Consider the following 18,540-nt stretch of genomic DNA (forward strand, 5'->3'; position numbering starts at 1 on the left):
CTACGCCGTCTGTACCATTTTGCTTTCTAATAGTTTATAAATCACTTCGAGGCTTTTCTGATATTCCTCCGAAAGAAATTTTTGACCATTCAGCGTCTTAATTTTACTCTGAAGCTCTAAAAAGAAACTCCGTGCACTATCTGGACAATCAAAACAAAATCTTGAGCTGAAAATATGGTTCATTAAAGAAAACAGCTCTATTTGACGATCAAATGGGCAATAACAATCCACAGCATCGAAAGCATTTTGCTGTAAGTAACAGAAATCGTATAACTCAGATTTCAAAAAGATTTCCATATCTTCCATAGAAATCCCTTCTTCTCCAACGACCTCTATTCGCTTGCCAATTTCTGCTCCTTCTTCCAAAAAGCGAGAAGCCTTTTTAACAGAATCCCCCCACCCAGGAACTCTTTTCTCTAGAATCCCTGCTACGGAATCTAAATATTTAGACCATGAAATCATAGGATCGATAGATGGATACCGTCTTGCATCTGCTCGAGCTTTTGAAAGACCGCAAAAAGCTCCGACAACAGACAATGTTGCTTGCGTAACAGGCTCCTCAAAATTTCCTCCTGCAGGAGAAACTGCTCCACAAATAGTTAAGGATCCTTCTGATCCATCTTTCATTTTTACAGCCCCGCCTCGCTCATAGAAAGCTGCTATTCGAGATGCTAAGTAAGCAGGGAAGGCTTCTTCTCCCGGGATTTCTTCCAATCGCCCCGAAATTTCCCTTAAAGCTTGAGCCCATCTAGAAGTCGAGTCTGCCAATAACAAGACGTGTAGCCCCATCTGACGGTAATATTCTGCAATGGTAATTCCTAAATAGATAGACGACTCTCTAGCTGCTACGGGCATAGAAGATGTATTACAAATAATACAGGTTCTATGCATCAGAGATTGTCCTGTATGCGGATCTGTTAAATGAGGAAACTCTTGTAAAATCTCTACAACCTCTCCCGCACGCTCTCCACAAGCACATAAAACTACAATATCTACAGCAGCATACTTAGATAAATGATGCTGTAACACGGTCTTTCCTGCACCAAAGGGCCCAGGAGTACAAAAAGTTCCCCCCTTCAAAACGGGTATTTGCGTATCCAATACCCGTAAACCAACATCCATAATTTCATGAGAAGGAACCTTTTCTCCTTCTAAAAAAGCCTGTTTGATGGGCCATTTCTGCACCATGGTAAACTCAAGCTCTAAGCCTGATGCGCTACGCCCCTTAGCAATAACGGTATCCACGGTATAATCACCAGAGGAGATCACCCAGGTAATCGTCACCTCTTCAAAACAAGAAAAAGGAACCATGATCTTATGATCAAAACGCCCTTCTTTTACCGTACCCAGCACATCTCCTCGAGAAAGAACATCTCCTACCGAAGCCTTTTGCGTATAAGCCCATACAGTCTCGCGACAAATGGCATTAACATACTCGCCTCTTTTCAAAAATAAGCTTGTATCTGCCAACACTTCCAACCGGTTTTGCAAGCCATCGAAAATACCTTGCAATAAACCGGGCCCAAGTTCAGCTTCCAACAGGTGCCCAGAAAAAGTTACCAAGGCTCCGCGAGAAATCCCTTGAGTTTCCTCAAAAACTTGGATTTTAACCTCATCCCCCGCAACTTCGATAATTTCCGCCTTCAACCAAGTGCTATCCACGCTGACATAGGCCACTTCTCCTTGACGCACATGCCCATCAAAATGCACCCGCAATAAATTTCCGTAAGCCTCTACGACATAGCCTTGCGTCGTTTGTTTTGAAGTTGCTACCATCTGATTCCTTTCTCCATCAAATCAATCAGTTCTTTCCCTTTTTGAACACTCGCCCAACTATTACGAATGGCCATTAAATAAGCTGTTACCCGAGAAAGAATTGCATCTGTGTTAAAGTATTTGTCTCGAGACATCTCTTCTACTTTATGAAACTCATAAAGAGAGAGAGTTTGATTTAACATGTGCGGAAGACGCCCATAATCTCCTAAAACATCTTTCAGCTCAAAAAATTCATCAGGGAGTTCGTAATTAGGAGAGTCTTTTTGCATCAACACATGCAAAACAACAGGATTCGAGCTATCCTCATCCCTAAGGACAAAAGACACATCTTTTTGCATTACCCTAGCTCGAAAACCTGCTAAAATGATTCTTAAATCCTGCTTAAAACGAAAATATGTTCTAAGAAATTCCGAAGGATAATTTTGATAATGGTCTAAGAAACCACTAACCAGCTCAGAGAAACTTAATAAACGTTCTTGAGAAGTTTTATATCGCAGTAAAAAATCTTTGAAAAAGTCTTCGAATTCCCATTCATCGGACCACATTTGCAATCGCAACAAAGTTTCTACATTATTATTTGTAACTGTCCCAAAAGAAAAAGGAATAGACTTCCCTGCCCAGAAAAAGGCAAAATTTTCAAGATCGAAAAAGCGCCGCAATATCACATAAGACTTCCAGTCCTGCTCCGTAAAATTCAGCGCTAATAGATCATTGATTTCTTGAAACGAGTAGAGAGGAGGAGATTCTGGTTGTTGCGGAGAAAGAAAGGAAGACAAAAAATAATAATTATTCATAACGCGCTCTCGCAACCTCAACTAAAGAATTCTCAGGATAGAACCTTTTCAGATATCAGTCTTCTTTTCTCAACACAACGATCCCAACAACATAGCTCCTCACAACAAAGATTCTTTAGTTAGTCTGAAAAATCATCTCTCGAAAATCTTTCTGTAAAAATCTAGTCAACAAATCTAGCAAAGCTTCTGAGCTAATATCTAAAACCCAATTGCGCTCGTCCACTTTTAATTGTGCTCCCCCGGAGAATTTTCCAATCGATACACTCTTTTCTTTGAGTTTAGAAGTAATCTCTTTCCCCAGAACCTCATTAACAGCCCGAGCCGATACATGTTTTCCTATACAAGCAGAAAGATTTCCAGAAATTCCCTGTGTTTCTACAGCCTGTACCAGGGCCTGAACCAGTTTAGCACTTACTTGCGGATCAGCAGCGACCCCATCTAACCATTCCCTTAAAGATTCTTTGAAAATCTTTGTTTCCACGGCTTGCTTTAAATTTTCTAACGAGCGCTTTCCAGCTTGTATCAAAGCTGCTTCTCCCTTTTTTAAGGTTTGATCAGCCGCTTCTTCAGCAGAACGAATGATCCTTTGCGCTTCTTCTTTTGCTTCTTCCACAATACGCTTTGCTTGCTCTCTTGCATTATGGACAATAGAACCGGCCTCTTCCTCAGCGGGTTTCAAAGTCTCCTCTCGCAAGGTATCGCATATTTGCTTCAATTTATCCTGAGCGCTGAGATCTGCCATATCTGAATACCAAGAAAAACAACGTTTATCTTTTAAAAAAAATCAATTATGATTCGGTTAACCCCAAAGGTTAGATCATAATAACGTTTAAAATCAACCACTAATCCTCTATGAAAAGAGTTATTTTTTATTCTCTTTTGCTTATCAGTTTTCCATCCACCCTTAAGGCTTCTCCAGAGAAAAAAACTCTTTCTAGAGCATCTCAATTACGCGAAAAACGAAAAGAATTCCTTCATGTTTCTGGCAAACCCGTTCCTCGTTATGCTTTAAAAAAGCGAGCTTTAGAAGCAAAAAAAAATAAGCCTACCACAACATGGGGGACCTATTCTAACTCGAAATATTCATTCCTTATTCCCAATACATGGCAATGTATCGATGATAAAACACAACTTCCAGAAAAACTTGATGCTTTGTTTATCGGGAAAGGTACTGGAGGGTTAACTCCAACAATGAATAGCTCCCATGAAATTATTCGTAAAACAGAAGAGGCTTACATTCAGGAGATTTTAGATTATCATCGAGCAAATGAAATGACCTTGGAATCTTCTATTTTCACACACATCCAGGCTTCCAGTGGCAAGTTCACCATCATTAAAACAGAAAAAAACACCTCATGGGGGAGAGTCTTCTGCCTTCAAGGAGTTTCTGTTATTGATCACACGGCATACATACTTACTAGCACATCTACTATAGAAGACTATCCTAACGTCTCCCTTGCTCTTTTGAAAGCAGCCTCTTCTTTTAAACTCTCGGAAAAAGAAGAAGCTGTCCGCGGCGATAGTATTCTAGAAAAAGCTTTGCAAGATATACAAAACGGAAAATAGCGAAAAGCTATTTATGATAGAGAACTTCTCCTCGTAAAGAATCAAAAATAAATCGAATCTGTACGATTTTTCCTGCTACATTCAAATTTAAAAAAACAGGAAAGCGAGAGAACAGCAGCTGAAAAGGCACCTCTACACTCTGACCTTGAACAGAAACAGAGACTGCAGCATTTCCCAAAATAGACCGAGCCTCATAAATTCTTAAACAAAGAGCTGAAAATCGTCTGATAGCATCACACATCTCAGCATCGAATACAAAAGAAGCCTCGCAGTAATCACATACAATACAATTTTCTAAATCCATTACAGAAAAAGCAATGTTTCCGTCACAACAATGTGGACAAGAAAAACACAAAGCCCGCTTCTCTTTTTCCATGATACCCTTTCTATTCAACGCCACCCCAATCACAATTATAAAACTACGCTTCTTGAGCAGCGATCTGTCTAATAAACTCGGTAACAGCGGATTCTAAAATTTGAGTGTCTCCAGAAAAGATTCTGATCCCCTCTGCTAATTTCTCTGTTGCCATAGCATCCTCGTTCATTAAGAACCGGAATACGCTTTCTGAAAGTTCTACAGGTTGAATATCTAATTTTTTAGCTTCTTCAACATTTAACTTTCTTTCAACAGGCTGTTGTTCTTTTTTTAATTCTTCTAATAATTTGGGAGAAACCGTTAGAAAATCACAACCGGCTAAAGCCAAGACCTGTTCTTTCGTTCTAAAAGAAGCAGCCATAATCTGTGTCGGGATATCAAACTTCTTATAATATGAATAGATATTCACAACTGAAGCTACTCCAGGGTCGGCCTCAATAGAGTACCCCTCAGCTCCATAAGCAGCTATCCACCAATCATAAATCCGGCCAACGAAAGGAGAAATTAGTGTCACTTTTGCTTTTGCTGCCGCAATCGCTTGCACAAGATTGAAAATCAAAGTGACATTACAAGCAATCCCTTGACTTTCTAACACTTCTGCTGCGCGAATCCCTTCCCATGTCCCAGGAATTTTAACTAGCAAACGCTTTCTATCTCCTCCCATTTTCTCAAATAACTGGGACAAGAAGATAGCCCGCTGAACCATTGCCTCCGTGTTAAAAGAAAGTCGAGCATCGATTTCCAACGAAACTCGACCCGGAACATGTTTTAGAATCTCAAGACCTAAATTTACTTGAATTTTATCTAGAACAAACGTGAGAGTCTGAACATCATCACCGTTTTGTCTGATCCCCCAAGAAATGGCCTCCGTCAACATCGACTGATACTTAGGCTCCTGAGCGACCTTCAAAATCAAAGAAGGATTTGTTGTAGCATCCTGAACTCCCAGCGTCTTAATTAAAGCAGGATCCCCAGTATCTCCAACAAGAACACTCCAAAGCTTAAGCTGATCGAACTGGCTAGACATAAACACCTTGTCAATTTTTGACTTTACGCGAAGCCTACCAAAAAAAATGATACTATTCAAGGGGGTTGTGATCCACTTCCCCCCTCTTTTTCAAGTTTTTCTGGCAAATCCTTAGCCTGCTACAGACTCGAACTCGCTATCAAAATCAAAGACCAAGTCTTCTTGTTCTTTCTCAAGATGTTGCTTAATACGCTTATGCGTATCAAATCCTGTACCACCAGGAATCATATGTCCCATGATCACGTTCTCTTTGAATCCTAGCAGATAGTCTGTCTTACTGCTGCAAGCAGCATCTGTTAAGACCCGTGTTGTATCTTGGAACGATGCCGCAGAGATAAAGGATTCTGTTCCCAAAGAAGCTTTAGTAATTCCTAAGAGTACAGGAACCGCCTGGGCTGGTTTTCCTCCATCCTCTTCCGTACGGCGGTTTTCTTCATAAAACTCCTTCTTATCTACATCCTCTCCGAACAACAAGGTTGTATCACCCGGATCAGTAATACGTACTTTTTGCAACATTTGACGAACAATGATTTCAATATGTTTGTCGTTAATGTCCACACCTTGTAAACGGTACACTTCTTGCACTTCGTTAACCAGGTATTTCTGCAATTCACGAACCCCGCAAATCTCAAGAATTTCGTGAGGAACAACCAAACCGTCTGTTAATTGTTGACCTTTGATAACATTATCCCCGCGTTGCACAATCAGGTGTTTGGTCAAAGAAATAAGATGTTCCTCTTCCATACCTGTGATCTCGTCACGAACCACAAGGATACGCTTGTTCTTCTGAATACCCTTAAAGTCTACGACTCCATCAATTTTTGCAATGTCCGCAGCATCTTCAGGCTTACGAGCTTCTACCAACTCTGCAACCCTAGGTAAACCACCGGTAATATCCTTCGTCTTAATCGCCCCTCGAGGCAATCTTGCTAATAGCATTCCTGGAGCAATACGTTGCCCCTCTTCAACAGAGATAATCGCTCCGGAAGGAATGGCATACGTACCGACCAATTCCTTCATGTTAACATCAGCATATATAGCAATCTGAGGATGTAGCTCTCCCCTGTGCTGTTTCACGATCAACTCAACAAGTCCTGTGTTCTTGTTCGTGACCTTCTCTGTGGATACCCCCTCCACCAGATCTTCGTAATGAACAAACCCAGGCTTATCGCAGATAATTGGAATGTTATGCAGCTCCACCTCTGCGATTCTTTGTCCGGCAGTAACAGCAGCCCCATCATTAACCAAAATTTTGGCTCCCAATTCTACAGGGAATGTTGCCAAGCTCTCGATAGACTTCGTGCTTAAAAGCTTCTTGTATTCACTTAAACTTCGACCTTCATCTCGAACTAAGTGCAAAGCTCCCATTTTGTTTAGAACAAGGCTATTTCCTTCTTGGTCTACCACAACACGTAAGTCTAAATAAACGAGGATTCCGTCACAGTCGGCAACAATCTCTGGAGTTGAGGATGTTGCAGCAATCCCCCCAAGGTGGAATGTTCTCATTGTTAACTGAGTTCCAGGCTCTCCAATGGATTGGGCTGCAATAATACCAACAGCTTCTCCTAATCCAATTAAACGGCCATTGGCAAGGTTCAGTCCATAACATTTAGCACAGACTCCTCGACGGCTCTCACAAGTGAGCGTAGAGCGAATCTTCACGCTTTCAATACCAGCATCATCAATGGCTTCAGCTTGAGAAGAGGTCAAAACGTCCCCTGCATAAGCTAAAACATTGCTTTTATCCCCTGGTTGATAAACGTTTTCCGAAACAGTTCGTCCATAAATTCGATCTTTCAAAGGCAACAGCTCTTCAGAACCTTGACGAATAGTCGACACTTCAATGTGATTAAGAGTGCCGCAATCTTTTTCGGTAATAATAACATCTTGAGCAACGTCCACTAAACGACGAGTCAAATACCCAGAGTCTGCAGTCTTAAGAGCCGTATCCGCTAATCCTTTTCTTGCTCCGTGAGAAGAAATGGAATACTCGAGCACAGTTAAACCTTCTCTAAAGTTAGAAGTAATTGGAGATTCAATAATGGCTCCATTAGGTTTAGCCATTAACCCTCGCAAAGCTCCTAACTGTTTCAACTGAGATTTGTTTCCTCGTGCTCCAGAATCAATCATTAGGAATAACGGGTTATGCTTACTATTCGTTTGCTTCCTAATTTCTGCATATAGAGCGTTCGATAGAAGATCGGAAACCTCTGTCCAAATACTAATGGTCTTAGAATGACGTTCCCCGTCGGTAATAATACCATCTTCGTATTGTTTCTTAACGACAGCAACTTTCTCGTAGGCGTCTTTCAAAATTTCTTTCTTGATCTCTGGGATTTTAACATCTTTCAATCCCATAGAAATCGCTGCCTTCGTAGACTGCGTGAAACCTAAATCCTTCAAATCATCTAGGAAACGCACCGTGGCCTCTAAGCCAACTTTCTTATAGCATTGTAAAATCAATTCGCTGATACGTTTACTTGGCATGCTGTAGTTTTGGAAACCAAGCTCTTTAGGAACAATAGTATTGAAAAATACACGACCGGGTGTAGTTTCAATAATTTGACCATCAATTCGAACTTTAATTCTTTCGTGGATATGAATTCCCCGCCCTGTTTCATCTCGGCGAGAACCACATATCTCATCCTTAAGAATAAAGCCTCCGGCATTCAAAGCTCTAAGTACTTCTGTCTCATCTTTAAATACCTTAGTTTTCCCTCCATGCTCTTCTGGGAAATAAGTCGGATCCGCCATCAGGTAATAAATCCCTAAGGTCATGTCCTTAGAAGGCGTTGCAACAGGTTTCCCTGATGATGGCAAGAAAATGTTATCTGGAGCCATCATCAAAACTTTAGCTTCTAACTGAGCTTCGATGGAAAGCGGTACGTGAACAGCCATTTGGTCTCCGTCAAAGTCCGCGTTAAACGCAGCACACACCAATGGATGAACTCGAATAGCTTTACCCTCAATCAATACCGGCTCAAAAGCCTGTATTCCTAATCGGTGCAAAGTAGGAGCTCGGTTCAGCAGAACCGGATGTCCCTTAATAATTTCTTCAAGGACATCCCAAACTTCAGGAGCTCCTCGTTGAATCATTTTTTTGGCCGAACGGATGGTATAAACGCTACCCTGATCTTTTAAGCGCTTGATAATAAACGGCTCAAACAGCTCTAACGCCATCTCTTTAGGCAGTCCGCATTGATTAAACTTCAACTCTGGACCAACAATAATTACGGAACGACCGGAATAATCCACTCGTTTCCCTAATAGATTTTGTCGGAAACGACCATTTTTACCTTTTAACATCTCTGATAAGGACTTAAGAGGTCTATTTCCAGCCCCCATAACAGGGTGCCCATGACGCCCGTTGTCAAACAAGGCATCAACAGCCTCTTGTAACATTCGTTTCTCGTTACGAACAATTACCTCTGGAGTTTTTAATCGTAAAATAGCCTTCAAACGATTATTTCGATTAATAACTCTACGGTACAAATCGTTCAGATCAGAAGTCGCAAACCGCCCACCATCTAAAGGAACCAAAGGACGAAGATCTGGTGGTACGACAGGAATATTTTTCAAGACCATCCACTCTGGGCGGTTCGAAGAAGATACAAACCCTTCCACGATTTTTAAACGCTTAGCAAGTTTCATCCTTGCTTGCTGAGACTTGGTTTTTCTCAAGCGATCTTTAAGCTCTCCCAAAAGACTTTCTAAGTCTTCTGATTTCAGCAGATCGTAAACAGCCTCTCCGCCCATTTTGGCAACAAAAGCATCTTTACCCCATTTCTCAACTACTTCTCGATATTTTGCATCGTTAAGAAGTTGTTTTTTCACCAAGTCTGTATTACCTGGATCAATGACGACATATTCTTCGTAATAGATTACGCGCTCCAAATCTGAAGCAGTCATCCCTAAAACGTTTCCGATTCTAGATGGGGTTGTTTTGAAAAACCATATGTGAACAATAGGAACAGCCAACTCGATATGAGCCATTCTTTCTCGTCGCACCTTAGAAAGCGTAACTTCTACCCCACAGCGATCACACACAATTCCTTTGTGTTTGATTTTCTTGTATTTACCGCAATAACATTCCCAGTCTTTGGTTGGGCCAAAGATTTTTTCACAAAACAGCCCCCCTTTCTCAGGTTTAAACGTGCGGTAATTGATCGTCTCTGGTTTCTTAATTTCGCCACAAGACCACTTGTCGCGAATAGTCACATCTGAAGCAATCCCAATTTCTAACTTATCAAACAAACCTTCTTTTACCAAGGCTGCATCGTCTCGAGAACCTTCTCTGAACATTAACTTATCTCCAACAAGTGTTTTTTAAGCATCTACTAACATAGGGCGAACATCAAGCCCTAGACCTTGCATTTCTTTAATCAAAACATTGAACGACTCTGGCGTTCCAGAACGAAGTAAGTTTTCTCCTTTAACGATGGACTCATAGATACGAGTTCTTCCTGACACATCGTCAGATTTCACGGTTAGGATTTCTTGTAACATATGAGCTACCCCATATGCTTCTAAAGCCCAAACCTCCATTTCCCCGAATCTTTGTCCCCCCATCTGAGCTTTTCCTCCAAGAGGCTGTTGAGTAACAAGGGAATAAGGTCCTATAGAACGAGCGTGAATCTTGTCAGCAATCAAGTGGCTCAATTTGAGCATGTAAATGTATCCAACCACTACTTTGCTGTCGAAACGCTCCCCAGTTTTACCATCGAACAAATACGATTTACCATCTTCAGGTAAACCTTGTTCTATCATCATATCCCAGATACGCGACTCAGGGAATCCTTCAAAGACAGGAGTTTTCACGTAGATACCAGCTGTTTTTGCAGCATATCCTAAATGCGTCTCTAGCACCTGACCAAGGTTCATTCGAGAAGGCACCCCTAATGGGTTTAAAATCATTTGTACCGTCTCACCATTTGCTAAGAAAGGCATATCAGCTTCTGGAACGATCTTAGAAACAACCCCTTTGTTTCCGTGACGTCCAGCCATCTTATCTCCGACTTGTAGTTTTCGTTTAGAAGCAACGTAAACCTTAACTTGTCGGATTACCCCGTGGTCTAAATCAGCATCACCTTCTTTGATGTGTTCTGCTTCAGTTTTATAATTTACTTCCAATCGTTGAACGGCTATCTCGTAACTAGAAAGAATGTCTTTCAAAACATCATACATATCACAAGGAGCCATGAGCAAATCAACCAAAGGCTCTCTTTCCAAAAGCTCTATAGTCTCTTGATCAAAGACAGCTCCTTCTTGGACTAAAATGTCCGCAGATCGACGATGAATGATTGCAGCAGGGGCTTTTTCGTTAAGCAATAAAGCTCCTAATTTCTCTCTATGCTCTAGTTTCAACTGAGCAAGTTGAGCCTTATACTCTTTCTGCAAATCTTTAAGATGTACAGCTTCTTCAACCAACTCATCATCACTCTTGGATAAGCGATCTTTTCTACTGAACACCTTGACATCCATCACGACCCCTTCTGTGCCAGGAGGAACCGTTAAAGAAGCGTCTTTTACATCTGCAGCTTTTTCACCGAATATAGCCCGCAACAAACGCTCTTCAGGAGCTAGCTCTGTTTCCGATTTTGGAGTGATCTTTCCAACAAGAATATCGCCGGGTTTAACTTCAGCTCCAATACGAACAATACCGTCCTCGCCTAAATTTGCTAGGACTTCCTCAGAAACGTTTGGAATATCTCTTGTAATCTCTTCTTTACCAAGTTTCGTGTCTCGAGCCGTTAACTCAAACTCTTCTATGTAAATAGAGGTATACGCATCCTGTTTAATTAATTTTTCAGAAATGATAATCGCATCCTCAAAGTTATATCCGTACCAAGGCATGAAAGCCACTAGCACGTTTTTACCAAGAGCGAGCTCTCCCTTATCCGTTGCAGGTCCATCAGCCAAAACATCCCCGTGTGTAACCACATCTCCGACAGAACACAAAGGAGTTTGATTAATACAAGTCCCAGAGTTTGATCTTAAGAACTTTTTGAGCTGATATTTATCTTTAAGGGTTGGATTATTTTTCTTCGCGACAACAATCTCATAACTGTCGACGTATTCAACCACCCCATCTTCTTGAGCAACAATAATAGCCCCAGAATCTTTAGCTGCACGTCCTTCTAATCCGGTTCCAACAATAGCAGCCTCAGTTTTCAATAAAGGCACTGCTTGCCGCTGCATGTTTGATCCCATAAGAGCCCGGTTAGCATCATCGTGCTCCAAGAAAGGAATCAGCCCTGTGACCACAGACACCAACTGTTTTGGAGAAACGTCCATATGCGTGACAGTACTTGTATCCGCCTCAAAAGCTTCTCCTTTGTACCGAGCCCAGCATACAGGATTTTTAAACATATTGTATTCGTCAAGCTCTGCAGATGCCTGAGCAATAACACAATCTTCTTCCACATCTGCCGTCATATACTCGATTTCATCCGTAACGATACCGTCACGCACTACTCGATAAGGAGTCTCAATAAATCCGAATTCATTGATTTTAGCAAAAGAAGACAGCGAAGTAATTAACCCGATGTTCGGGCCTTCAGGAGTTTCAATCGGACAAATTCTACCATAATGACTCGCATGAACGTCCCGAACTTCAAAACCAGCCCTTTCCCTGTTTAATCCTCCTGGTCCCAATGCAGACAATCGACGCTTATGCGTCAATTCCGCAACAGGATTTGTTTGGTCCATAAATTGAGATAACTGGGAACGACTGAAAAAGTCTTTCAAAACGCTAACCAGCCCTTTAGCAGAAATAATTTTCCCTGGAGTCAAAGTATCGGAAGAAAAATCAAAAAGATTCATTCTTTCTCGAACTATTTTCTCCATTCTAGCTAGCCCGGATCGGCAATGATTCTGAATCAATTCTCCGACAGACCGAACTCTTCGGTTAGCCAAATGGTCGATGTCATCAATAGAAGTCTTCTCATCGCCCATTCGCAAACGAATTAAATATTTCAAGGCCCCGATAACGTCTTCTTTTCTCAAGGTTACCTGAGATAGCGTTTCATCATCTAATGGGAAGCCTAATTTTTTATTTAATTTATAACGTCCAACTCGACCTAAATTGTAACGTTTGGCATCGAAGAAGAGCCGCATAATTGTAGAGCGAGCATTAGCAAGAGTTGCAGGCTCTCCTGGTCGTAATCTGCGATAAAAATCTTTAAGAGCAGCTTCATAAGAATCTGTAGGGTCTTTTGCTAACATCTTAATGATAGGATGGTTTTCATCAGCCCCAACAGCAATTTTCAGAGATTGTACCCCAGCATCCAAAATGCGTTTTAGCATAGCTGTGCTGAGTTTTTCTCCAGCTTTTCCATACACCAAAGAAGAATCTGCATCTGTGACATTATCAGCCAAAACTTTTCCAACTAAAGAAACAAAGTCTTTTTCTGAATGCAGAGCACGCTCTTCTACAGCGAAAAATTCTTCAATGATATCTGCGTCTGTTGAATATCCTAGAGCACGGATAAACGTCATAGCCAAAATTTTTCTACGACGTTTCTTTCTATCAATATGGATATAAATAAGATCATTAATGTCAAAAACAGCTTCTAACCAGCTTCCTCGATAAGGAATAATTCTGAAAGAAAATAACATATTTCCTTTAGAATGCTTCTCCTGCTCAAAGTTGATTCCTGGCGAACGGTGAACTTGAGAAACGACAACTCTTTCCGCACCATTGATGATAAAGGTTCCTTTATCAGTCATGATGGGAATAGTTCCCATATAGACTTCTTCTTCCTTAATTCCAGTTTCATCTGTCAAACGGAAACGTACTTTTAAAGTAACGCTATAAGTAATTCCTCGACGAATACACTCTTCTGGAGAGTATTTAGGCACTCCTAAGTTATAAGAGAGGTACTCTAAAATCGTAGCTTCATTATAAGATTTGATAGGAAAAATTTCTCTGAAGACTTCTTCTAAACCAATGTTTTCTCGTTCTTCAGGCAGCTTCCCAATTTGAAGAAACTGTTTATACGACTTGATTTGAACTTCGACAAGATTAGGAAGATCTAAAATATCTTCTTTCTTTTTGACGCTGACCCGCTCCGGGCACTTGAACATGCGAGCTCTCCTAAAACTTTAAGACTTTTGGCGATATCATTTCTCCATCTAGTTTTTTATGATCACTAAATAGAAATATGACAGATGTTCTCCATCTAGGACAAAACAGGCTCATCCACTATCGAGAGATTGTAGATCCCCAACAACTCTGCCCGTTCGACAAACATTATCACCTTGATTTCACTAAGAAAAAATCATTGCAACAGAAACACTCTGCTTGCGATGCCAAACACTAAAAGTTAAGTCCAGACAAATCCGTTAAGATATACCGGAAACTCTCCTGTGTTGCTAAATGAAAAGAGATGCTCGCAGAAATCCCCCCAAGCATTCTCTTTTCCATAACAATTACAGTCCTTTGGCAACAGCCTTAGCACCGGCTTCCTGTAACTTCTTAACAGTGTCTTCTGCATCACTTTTAGAAGTTTTTTCTTTAACAGTTTTAGGTAAGCCTTCAGTCATTTCTTTAGCTTCTTTTAAAGCTAAACCAGTAACTTCTCGAACAACTTTCAAGACTCCGATTTTTTTATCAGCAGGAACGTCTTCCAGAATTACAGCAAACTCTGTAGGCTCTGCAGAAGCAGGAGCATCACCAGCAGCAGCAGCACCAGCAACAGCTACTACAGGAGCGGCAGCAGTAACGTCCCACTTTTCTTCCAACAATTTTTTAAGCTGAGACAATTCAAGCACCGTCAAGCCGCTCAACTGTTCTACTAAAGTTTCCAAACTTTCTGTTGTCACTTTGTCACCCTTATTTTTTAGAATGTTAACACTACTCTTGAGTTTTTTCCGCTTTCTGGTCGAGACAAGAAATAACACCAGAAAGAACCGAATTCATGATTCCTACAACTTGAGACATAGGAGCAGCAATGAGCCCAACAACCTGCTGTCTTAATTCTTTCATAGAAGGCAGTTTAGCAACAGCTTCAACTTCTTTCCCAGACAAAGAAGCATTATCTATTCTTCCAGCCAGAAAAACCAGAGAATCATTATGTTGTTTATTAAAATCTAATACTAGCTTTGCAGCAGATACAGGATCGCCATAGGAAAATACAACCCCGAGGTGCCCTTCACTATCCTCAGGATTCATCTCCATTCCAGAAGCTTCTAAAGCTTTAAAAAATATTTTTTTCTTCAAAACTTCAAATTCAGCAGAGGCCTCAGAAAGATTATTTCTGAAATTTCTGGAATGCGCAGCAGTAAAACCCTGGTATCTTAATAAAATAAAACCTTGAGAAGAGGTTATCTTTTCTTCAACCTCGCGAAGCAGCAGCTTTTTCTCTTCTTTCATTTTTCCTCTTAAACTTAGAATTATAACGCTATCAACTCCCTAGTATCCACGGAAACACCTGGCCCCATGGTCGAGGAAATAGTGAAATTAATTAAGTATTGTCCTTTCGCGGTTGCAGGTTTAGCTTTAATCAATGCCGCACACAAAGCCTCGACATTTTCCTTGATTTGCGCGTTATCGAAAGAAAGTTTCGCAACACCCACGTTGCATACACCTGCTCGATCAGCTTTAAATTCAATTTTACCTTTTCTTAGCTCCGAAATAGCTTTAACTACATCGGTCGTCACAGTGCCTGCTTTCGGAGTAGGCATAAGATTTCTTGGTCCCAAAACTTTTCCTAGTTTTCCGACCTCTCTCATCATGTCAGGGGTAGCAACAGCAACATCAAAGTCAACCCAGCCCCCTTTGATTTTCTCTACTAAGTCATCACTACCAACAAAGTCTGCTCCAGCTTCCACAGCTTCTGCAGCCTTATCCCCTGCAGCAAAAACCACGATTCGTAAAACCTTACCCGTACCGTGAGGCAAAGAAACTGAACCACGAATCTGCTGATCGCTCTTTCTAGGATCAACTCCCAGTTTAACAGACACATCAACCGTTTGATCAAAACGCACAGCAGGACACTGTTTTAAAATATCTATCGCCTCACCCAAAGAATATGGTTTTGTGAAATCATATTTCTCTTGGATACCACGAATGCGTTTTCCATGCTTTGTCATAATTATGCAGCTCTTTAACTAATTACTCTACATCTACACCCATGCTTCGGGCAGTCCCTTCAACCATCTTTTCGGCAGACTGTAAAAGAACAACATCCATATCTTTCATCTTTTGCTCAGCAATCGCCGTAATTTGTGATCGAGTCAACTTACCTACTTTATTTCTATTAGGGATCTTAGACCCAGACTCCAACCCTAAAGCTTTTTTGATCAATGAAGAAACAGGAGGCTGTTTCATCACAAAAGAAAAAGTTTTATCTGAATATACAGTGATTACTACGGGAAGCAAATCACCTGGACGATCTTGAGTCGCCGCATTGAACTCCTTACAAAATCCCATAATGTTTACTCCTGCAGCACCTAAAGCAGGACCGATCGGTGGAGCTGGGTTAGCTTTCCCTCCAGGGATTTGCAATTTAATGATTTTAATGATTTTCTTATTCGACATATTCAGCTCTACTCTACCTTAGTATTCCTCTCAAAAACGAGAGGGAAAAACGAAAAAGTTAAATTATAAGAACAAGGAGAATAAGAATACACAGAATTTCTTATTCTCACTCACTTTCTTGTCCTGGAACGACTTCTTCAACCTGCCAGAACTCTAGATCATCAACGCGAGTCTCTCTTCCAAAGATGGAAACCATGACACTAAGCCGTCCTTTATCATGGAACACTTCCGAAACCACCCCAACGAAGTTAACGAAAACTCCGTCATTAATTTTAACCTGGGATCCCACTTCGAACTTGTGTTTCTGGACAACTCCAGATTTCTTCTCTTCCAGATCTGCTAAAATATTTTTTACTTCTTCTTCTGATAAAGCTACGGGAGCCCCTCCCCCCAAGAACTCAACTACGCCCTGTGTTTTTTTCACATAAGACCAAGATTCATCGGTTAAATGCATCTTAACTAAAAGATACCCCGGCCAAATATACTTCTCAACGATCTTATGTTCGCCCCTTTTTACCTCCATAACATTCTCCGAAGGCAAAATGATTTGCTGAATAAAATCAGACATTCCTGAGGCTTCTTTAAAATCTTCTAAAGACTTTTTTACCTTCTTTTCTTGAGCCGTAAAAACTTGGACGACATACCACTTAAACATGAATCAACCAAAGAAAAAGCTTGTTACTTTACCTAACAATGAAAGAGACTTTCGAAGAGCCAAATCCACACAATAGATAGAAAATCCAAAGCCAAAAATACTCATCAAAGCAATTTTGACATATCTTTTGAGATCTCGCTTAGTCACCCACTCAATCTTCTTAATTTCTTCTATAAAATTACCCGCAAAAGCAGCCTGTTTTTTTGCGAGAGACACTCTCTTAAGAAAATTTTTTCGTTGATCCTGCCCCATAAGCGAATTCTTCTTTCCGTTACCTAATACGAGTGCGGAGGGATTCGAACCCCCGACCGGCGGCTTTGGAGGCCACTGCTCTACCATCTAAGCTACACACCCAAACAGCAAGACCGCTCACAAACAAGCAGTCTTGCCATCACATCATTTAACTTATGCAATGATCTGAGAAATAGTTCCAGCACCAATCGTGCGGCCACCTTCACGGATAGCAAATCTCATTCCTTCTTCCAAAGCCACAGGACTAATCAGTTGCACTTCAAATTCAACATTATCACCGGGCATAACCATCTCCACCCCTTCAGGCAAAGTCACCACACCGGTAACGTCCGTTGTACGGAAAAAGAACTGAGGTCGATATCCTGTGAAGAAAGGCTTGTGACGTCCGCCTTCTTCTTTTTGCAGAACGTAAACAGCACACTTAAACTGTGTATGAGGTTTAACGCTGTTTGGTAAGCAAACGACCATTCCTCTTTCAACATCATTCTTACCAATACCTCTAAGGAGCAACCCAACGTTTTCCCCCGCACGACCTTCTGGGAGCTCTTTTCTAAACATTTCAACTCCCGTAACAATCGTTTCTTTTGTTTCTCTGAGCCCGACCAACTGAACCTTATCAGAAACTTTAACAACGCCTCGCTCAATACGTCCAGTCACAACCGTTCCTCGACCAGAAATAGAGAACACGTCTTCGATAGGCATTAAGAAAGGCTTATCAATTTCTCGTTCAGGCGTAGGAATATTATCATCAACAGCCTGCATTAGCTCTCTAACTTTTTCGATATAGGCAGGATCTCCTTCCAAAGCTTTTAAAGCAGAACCTCTAATGATAGGGCATCCTTTATATCCCTTTTCTTCAAGGAGTTCTGCTAATTCCATCTCAACCAAGTCAACAAGCTCGGCATCTTCTTCGGAAATCATATCAATTTTATTGAGGAAAACAACGATGTAAGGAACCCCAACCTGTCTTGCCAAAAGAATGTGCTCTTTAGTTTGAGGCATAGCTCCATCCGTCGCAGAAACGACCAAAATAGCGCCGTCCATTTGAGCCGCACCAGTAATCATGTTTTTGACATAGTCGGCGTGACCTGGGCAATCCACGTGAGCATAGTGACGATTAGGAGTTTCGTACTCAACGTGGGAAGCGTTAATTGTAATACCGCGAGCTTTTTCTTCAGGAGTGTTGTCAATAGAGCTATAATCACGAAAATCAGCCAACCCATCTCCAGACAACGCACGCGTAATAGCAGCTGTCAACGTAGTCTTACCATGGTCAACGTGCCCAATGGTCCCTATGTTGATATGAGGCTTATTACGTTGAAAAGTTTCTTTTGACATCTCAAAATTCCTCAAATTAAAAATTAGTTTGCTACCGATATCTTTTGCCCAGAATAGGAATTGAACCTACGACCACTTGCTTACCATGCAAGTGCTCTACCACTGAGCTACCTGGGCTTAACGCAAAAAAAGGAAGCAACCTAACCAGCATTGCAATTTCCCGCAGTCAAATTTTCAACCGCCCTAACCAGTTTCTCAACCACAGACAAAGTGGCG

General features: G+C 41.2%; 16 protein-coding genes and 2 tRNA genes. 2 read left to right on the top strand and 16 right to left on the bottom strand.

What is annotated here, in order from left to right:
* The 3 genes from B6E89_RS01675 to B6E89_RS01685 all read right to left on the bottom strand — a co-directional run bounded on the left by B6E89_RS01675 (window position 1) and on the right by B6E89_RS01685 (window position 3,312).
* Window positions 1–1,776 (bottom strand): V-type ATP synthase subunit A, encoded by a 1,776-nt coding sequence (locus B6E89_RS01675; RefSeq protein WP_080121365.1) that lies wholly within the window; start codon window positions 1,774–1,776, stop codon window positions 1–3.
* Complete coding sequence (locus B6E89_RS01680; protein WP_035406167.1) at window positions 1,770–2,570, bottom strand: DUF2764 domain-containing protein; 801 nt, start codon at window positions 2,568–2,570, stop codon at window positions 1,770–1,772. Before B6E89_RS01680 ends, B6E89_RS01675 begins: the two co-directional genes overlap by 7 nt.
* A 115-nt stretch (window positions 2,571–2,685) precedes the next feature.
* Window positions 2,686–3,312, bottom strand: coding sequence for a V-type ATP synthase subunit E (locus B6E89_RS01685; RefSeq protein ID WP_035406170.1), 627 nt, complete (start codon window positions 3,310–3,312; stop codon window positions 2,686–2,688).
* Between the two features lie 110 nt (window positions 3,313–3,422).
* On the opposite strand from B6E89_RS01685, the gene B6E89_RS01690 reads away from it, so the two are divergent.
* Window positions 3,423–4,136 carry a hypothetical protein gene (locus B6E89_RS01690; RefSeq protein WP_080126613.1) on the top strand — a complete coding sequence of 238 codons (714 nt, stop codon included), beginning with the start codon at window positions 3,423–3,425 and terminating at the stop codon, window positions 4,134–4,136.
* A 7-nt stretch (window positions 4,137–4,143) separates the two neighbouring features.
* On the opposite strand, the gene B6E89_RS01695 is transcribed toward B6E89_RS01690, so the two are convergent.
* The 4 genes from B6E89_RS01695 to rpoB all read right to left on the bottom strand — a co-directional run bounded on the left by B6E89_RS01695 (window position 4,144) and on the right by rpoB (window position 13,624).
* Window positions 4,144–4,512 (bottom strand): ferredoxin, encoded by a 369-nt coding sequence (locus B6E89_RS01695; RefSeq protein WP_080126614.1) that lies wholly within the window; start codon window positions 4,510–4,512, stop codon window positions 4,144–4,146.
* Window positions 4,513–4,555: 43 nt separating this feature from the next.
* Window positions 4,556–5,539, bottom strand: coding sequence for a transaldolase (tal, locus tag B6E89_RS01700; protein ID WP_035406181.1), 984 nt, complete (start codon window positions 5,537–5,539; stop codon window positions 4,556–4,558).
* A gap of 111 nt (window positions 5,540–5,650) precedes the next feature.
* On the bottom strand, window positions 5,651–9,841 hold the full coding sequence (rpoC, locus tag B6E89_RS01705; protein ID WP_035406184.1) for a DNA-directed RNA polymerase subunit beta': 4,191 nt from the start codon (window positions 9,839–9,841) through the stop codon (window positions 5,651–5,653).
* 24 nt (window positions 9,842–9,865) lie between these two features.
* Entirely contained in the window at window positions 9,866–13,624 is a 3,759-nt protein-coding gene (gene rpoB / locus B6E89_RS01710; RefSeq protein ID WP_035406187.1) for a DNA-directed RNA polymerase subunit beta, read from the bottom strand.
* A gap of 77 nt (window positions 13,625–13,701) precedes the next feature.
* On the opposite strand from rpoB, the gene B6E89_RS04945 reads away from it, so the two are divergent.
* Window positions 13,702–13,860, top strand: a complete 159-nt coding sequence (locus tag B6E89_RS04945) for a hypothetical protein (protein WP_155265786.1) — start codon at window positions 13,702–13,704, stop codon at window positions 13,858–13,860.
* 109 nt (window positions 13,861–13,969) lie between these two features.
* On the opposite strand, the gene rplL is transcribed toward B6E89_RS04945, so the two are convergent.
* The 9 genes from rplL to B6E89_RS01755 form a co-directional block, all read right to left on the bottom strand.
* Complete coding sequence (gene rplL, locus B6E89_RS01715) at window positions 13,970–14,362, bottom strand: 50S ribosomal protein L7/L12 (RefSeq protein ID WP_035406190.1); 393 nt, start codon at window positions 14,360–14,362, stop codon at window positions 13,970–13,972.
* A gap of 31 nt (window positions 14,363–14,393) precedes the next feature.
* On the bottom strand, window positions 14,394–14,912 hold the full coding sequence (gene rplJ / locus B6E89_RS01720) for a 50S ribosomal protein L10 (RefSeq protein WP_035406193.1): 519 nt from the start codon (window positions 14,910–14,912) through the stop codon (window positions 14,394–14,396).
* A gap of 20 nt (window positions 14,913–14,932) precedes the next feature.
* On the bottom strand, window positions 14,933–15,631 hold the full coding sequence (gene rplA, locus B6E89_RS01725; RefSeq protein WP_035406196.1) for a 50S ribosomal protein L1: 699 nt from the start codon (window positions 15,629–15,631) through the stop codon (window positions 14,933–14,935).
* A 22-nt stretch (window positions 15,632–15,653) separates the two neighbouring features.
* Window positions 15,654–16,079 (bottom strand): 50S ribosomal protein L11, encoded by a 426-nt coding sequence (gene rplK / locus B6E89_RS01730; protein WP_035406199.1) that lies wholly within the window; start codon window positions 16,077–16,079, stop codon window positions 15,654–15,656.
* 106 nt (window positions 16,080–16,185) lie between these two features.
* Window positions 16,186–16,734, bottom strand: coding sequence for a transcription termination/antitermination protein NusG (nusG, locus tag B6E89_RS01735; RefSeq protein ID WP_035406202.1), 549 nt, complete (start codon window positions 16,732–16,734; stop codon window positions 16,186–16,188).
* Window positions 16,735–16,737: 3 nt separating this feature from the next.
* Window positions 16,738–16,986 (bottom strand): preprotein translocase subunit SecE, encoded by a 249-nt coding sequence (gene secE, locus B6E89_RS01740; protein WP_035406205.1) that lies wholly within the window; start codon window positions 16,984–16,986, stop codon window positions 16,738–16,740.
* 29 nt (window positions 16,987–17,015) lie between these two features.
* Window positions 17,016–17,088 (bottom strand) — tRNA-Trp (locus B6E89_RS01745).
* Window positions 17,089–17,139: 51 nt separating this feature from the next.
* Window positions 17,140–18,324 (bottom strand): elongation factor Tu, encoded by a 1,185-nt coding sequence (tuf, locus tag B6E89_RS01750; protein ID WP_035406303.1) that lies wholly within the window; start codon window positions 18,322–18,324, stop codon window positions 17,140–17,142.
* 45 nt (window positions 18,325–18,369) lie between these two features.
* Window positions 18,370–18,441, bottom strand: a tRNA-Thr gene (locus tag B6E89_RS01755).
* Window positions 18,442–18,540 lie beyond the last annotated feature (99 nt).

Origin of the sequence: Chlamydia suis, from assembly GCF_900169085.1 — a bacterium.
In the GTDB taxonomy this organism is placed as follows: Bacteria; Chlamydiota; Chlamydiia; order Chlamydiales; family Chlamydiaceae; genus Chlamydia; species Chlamydia suis.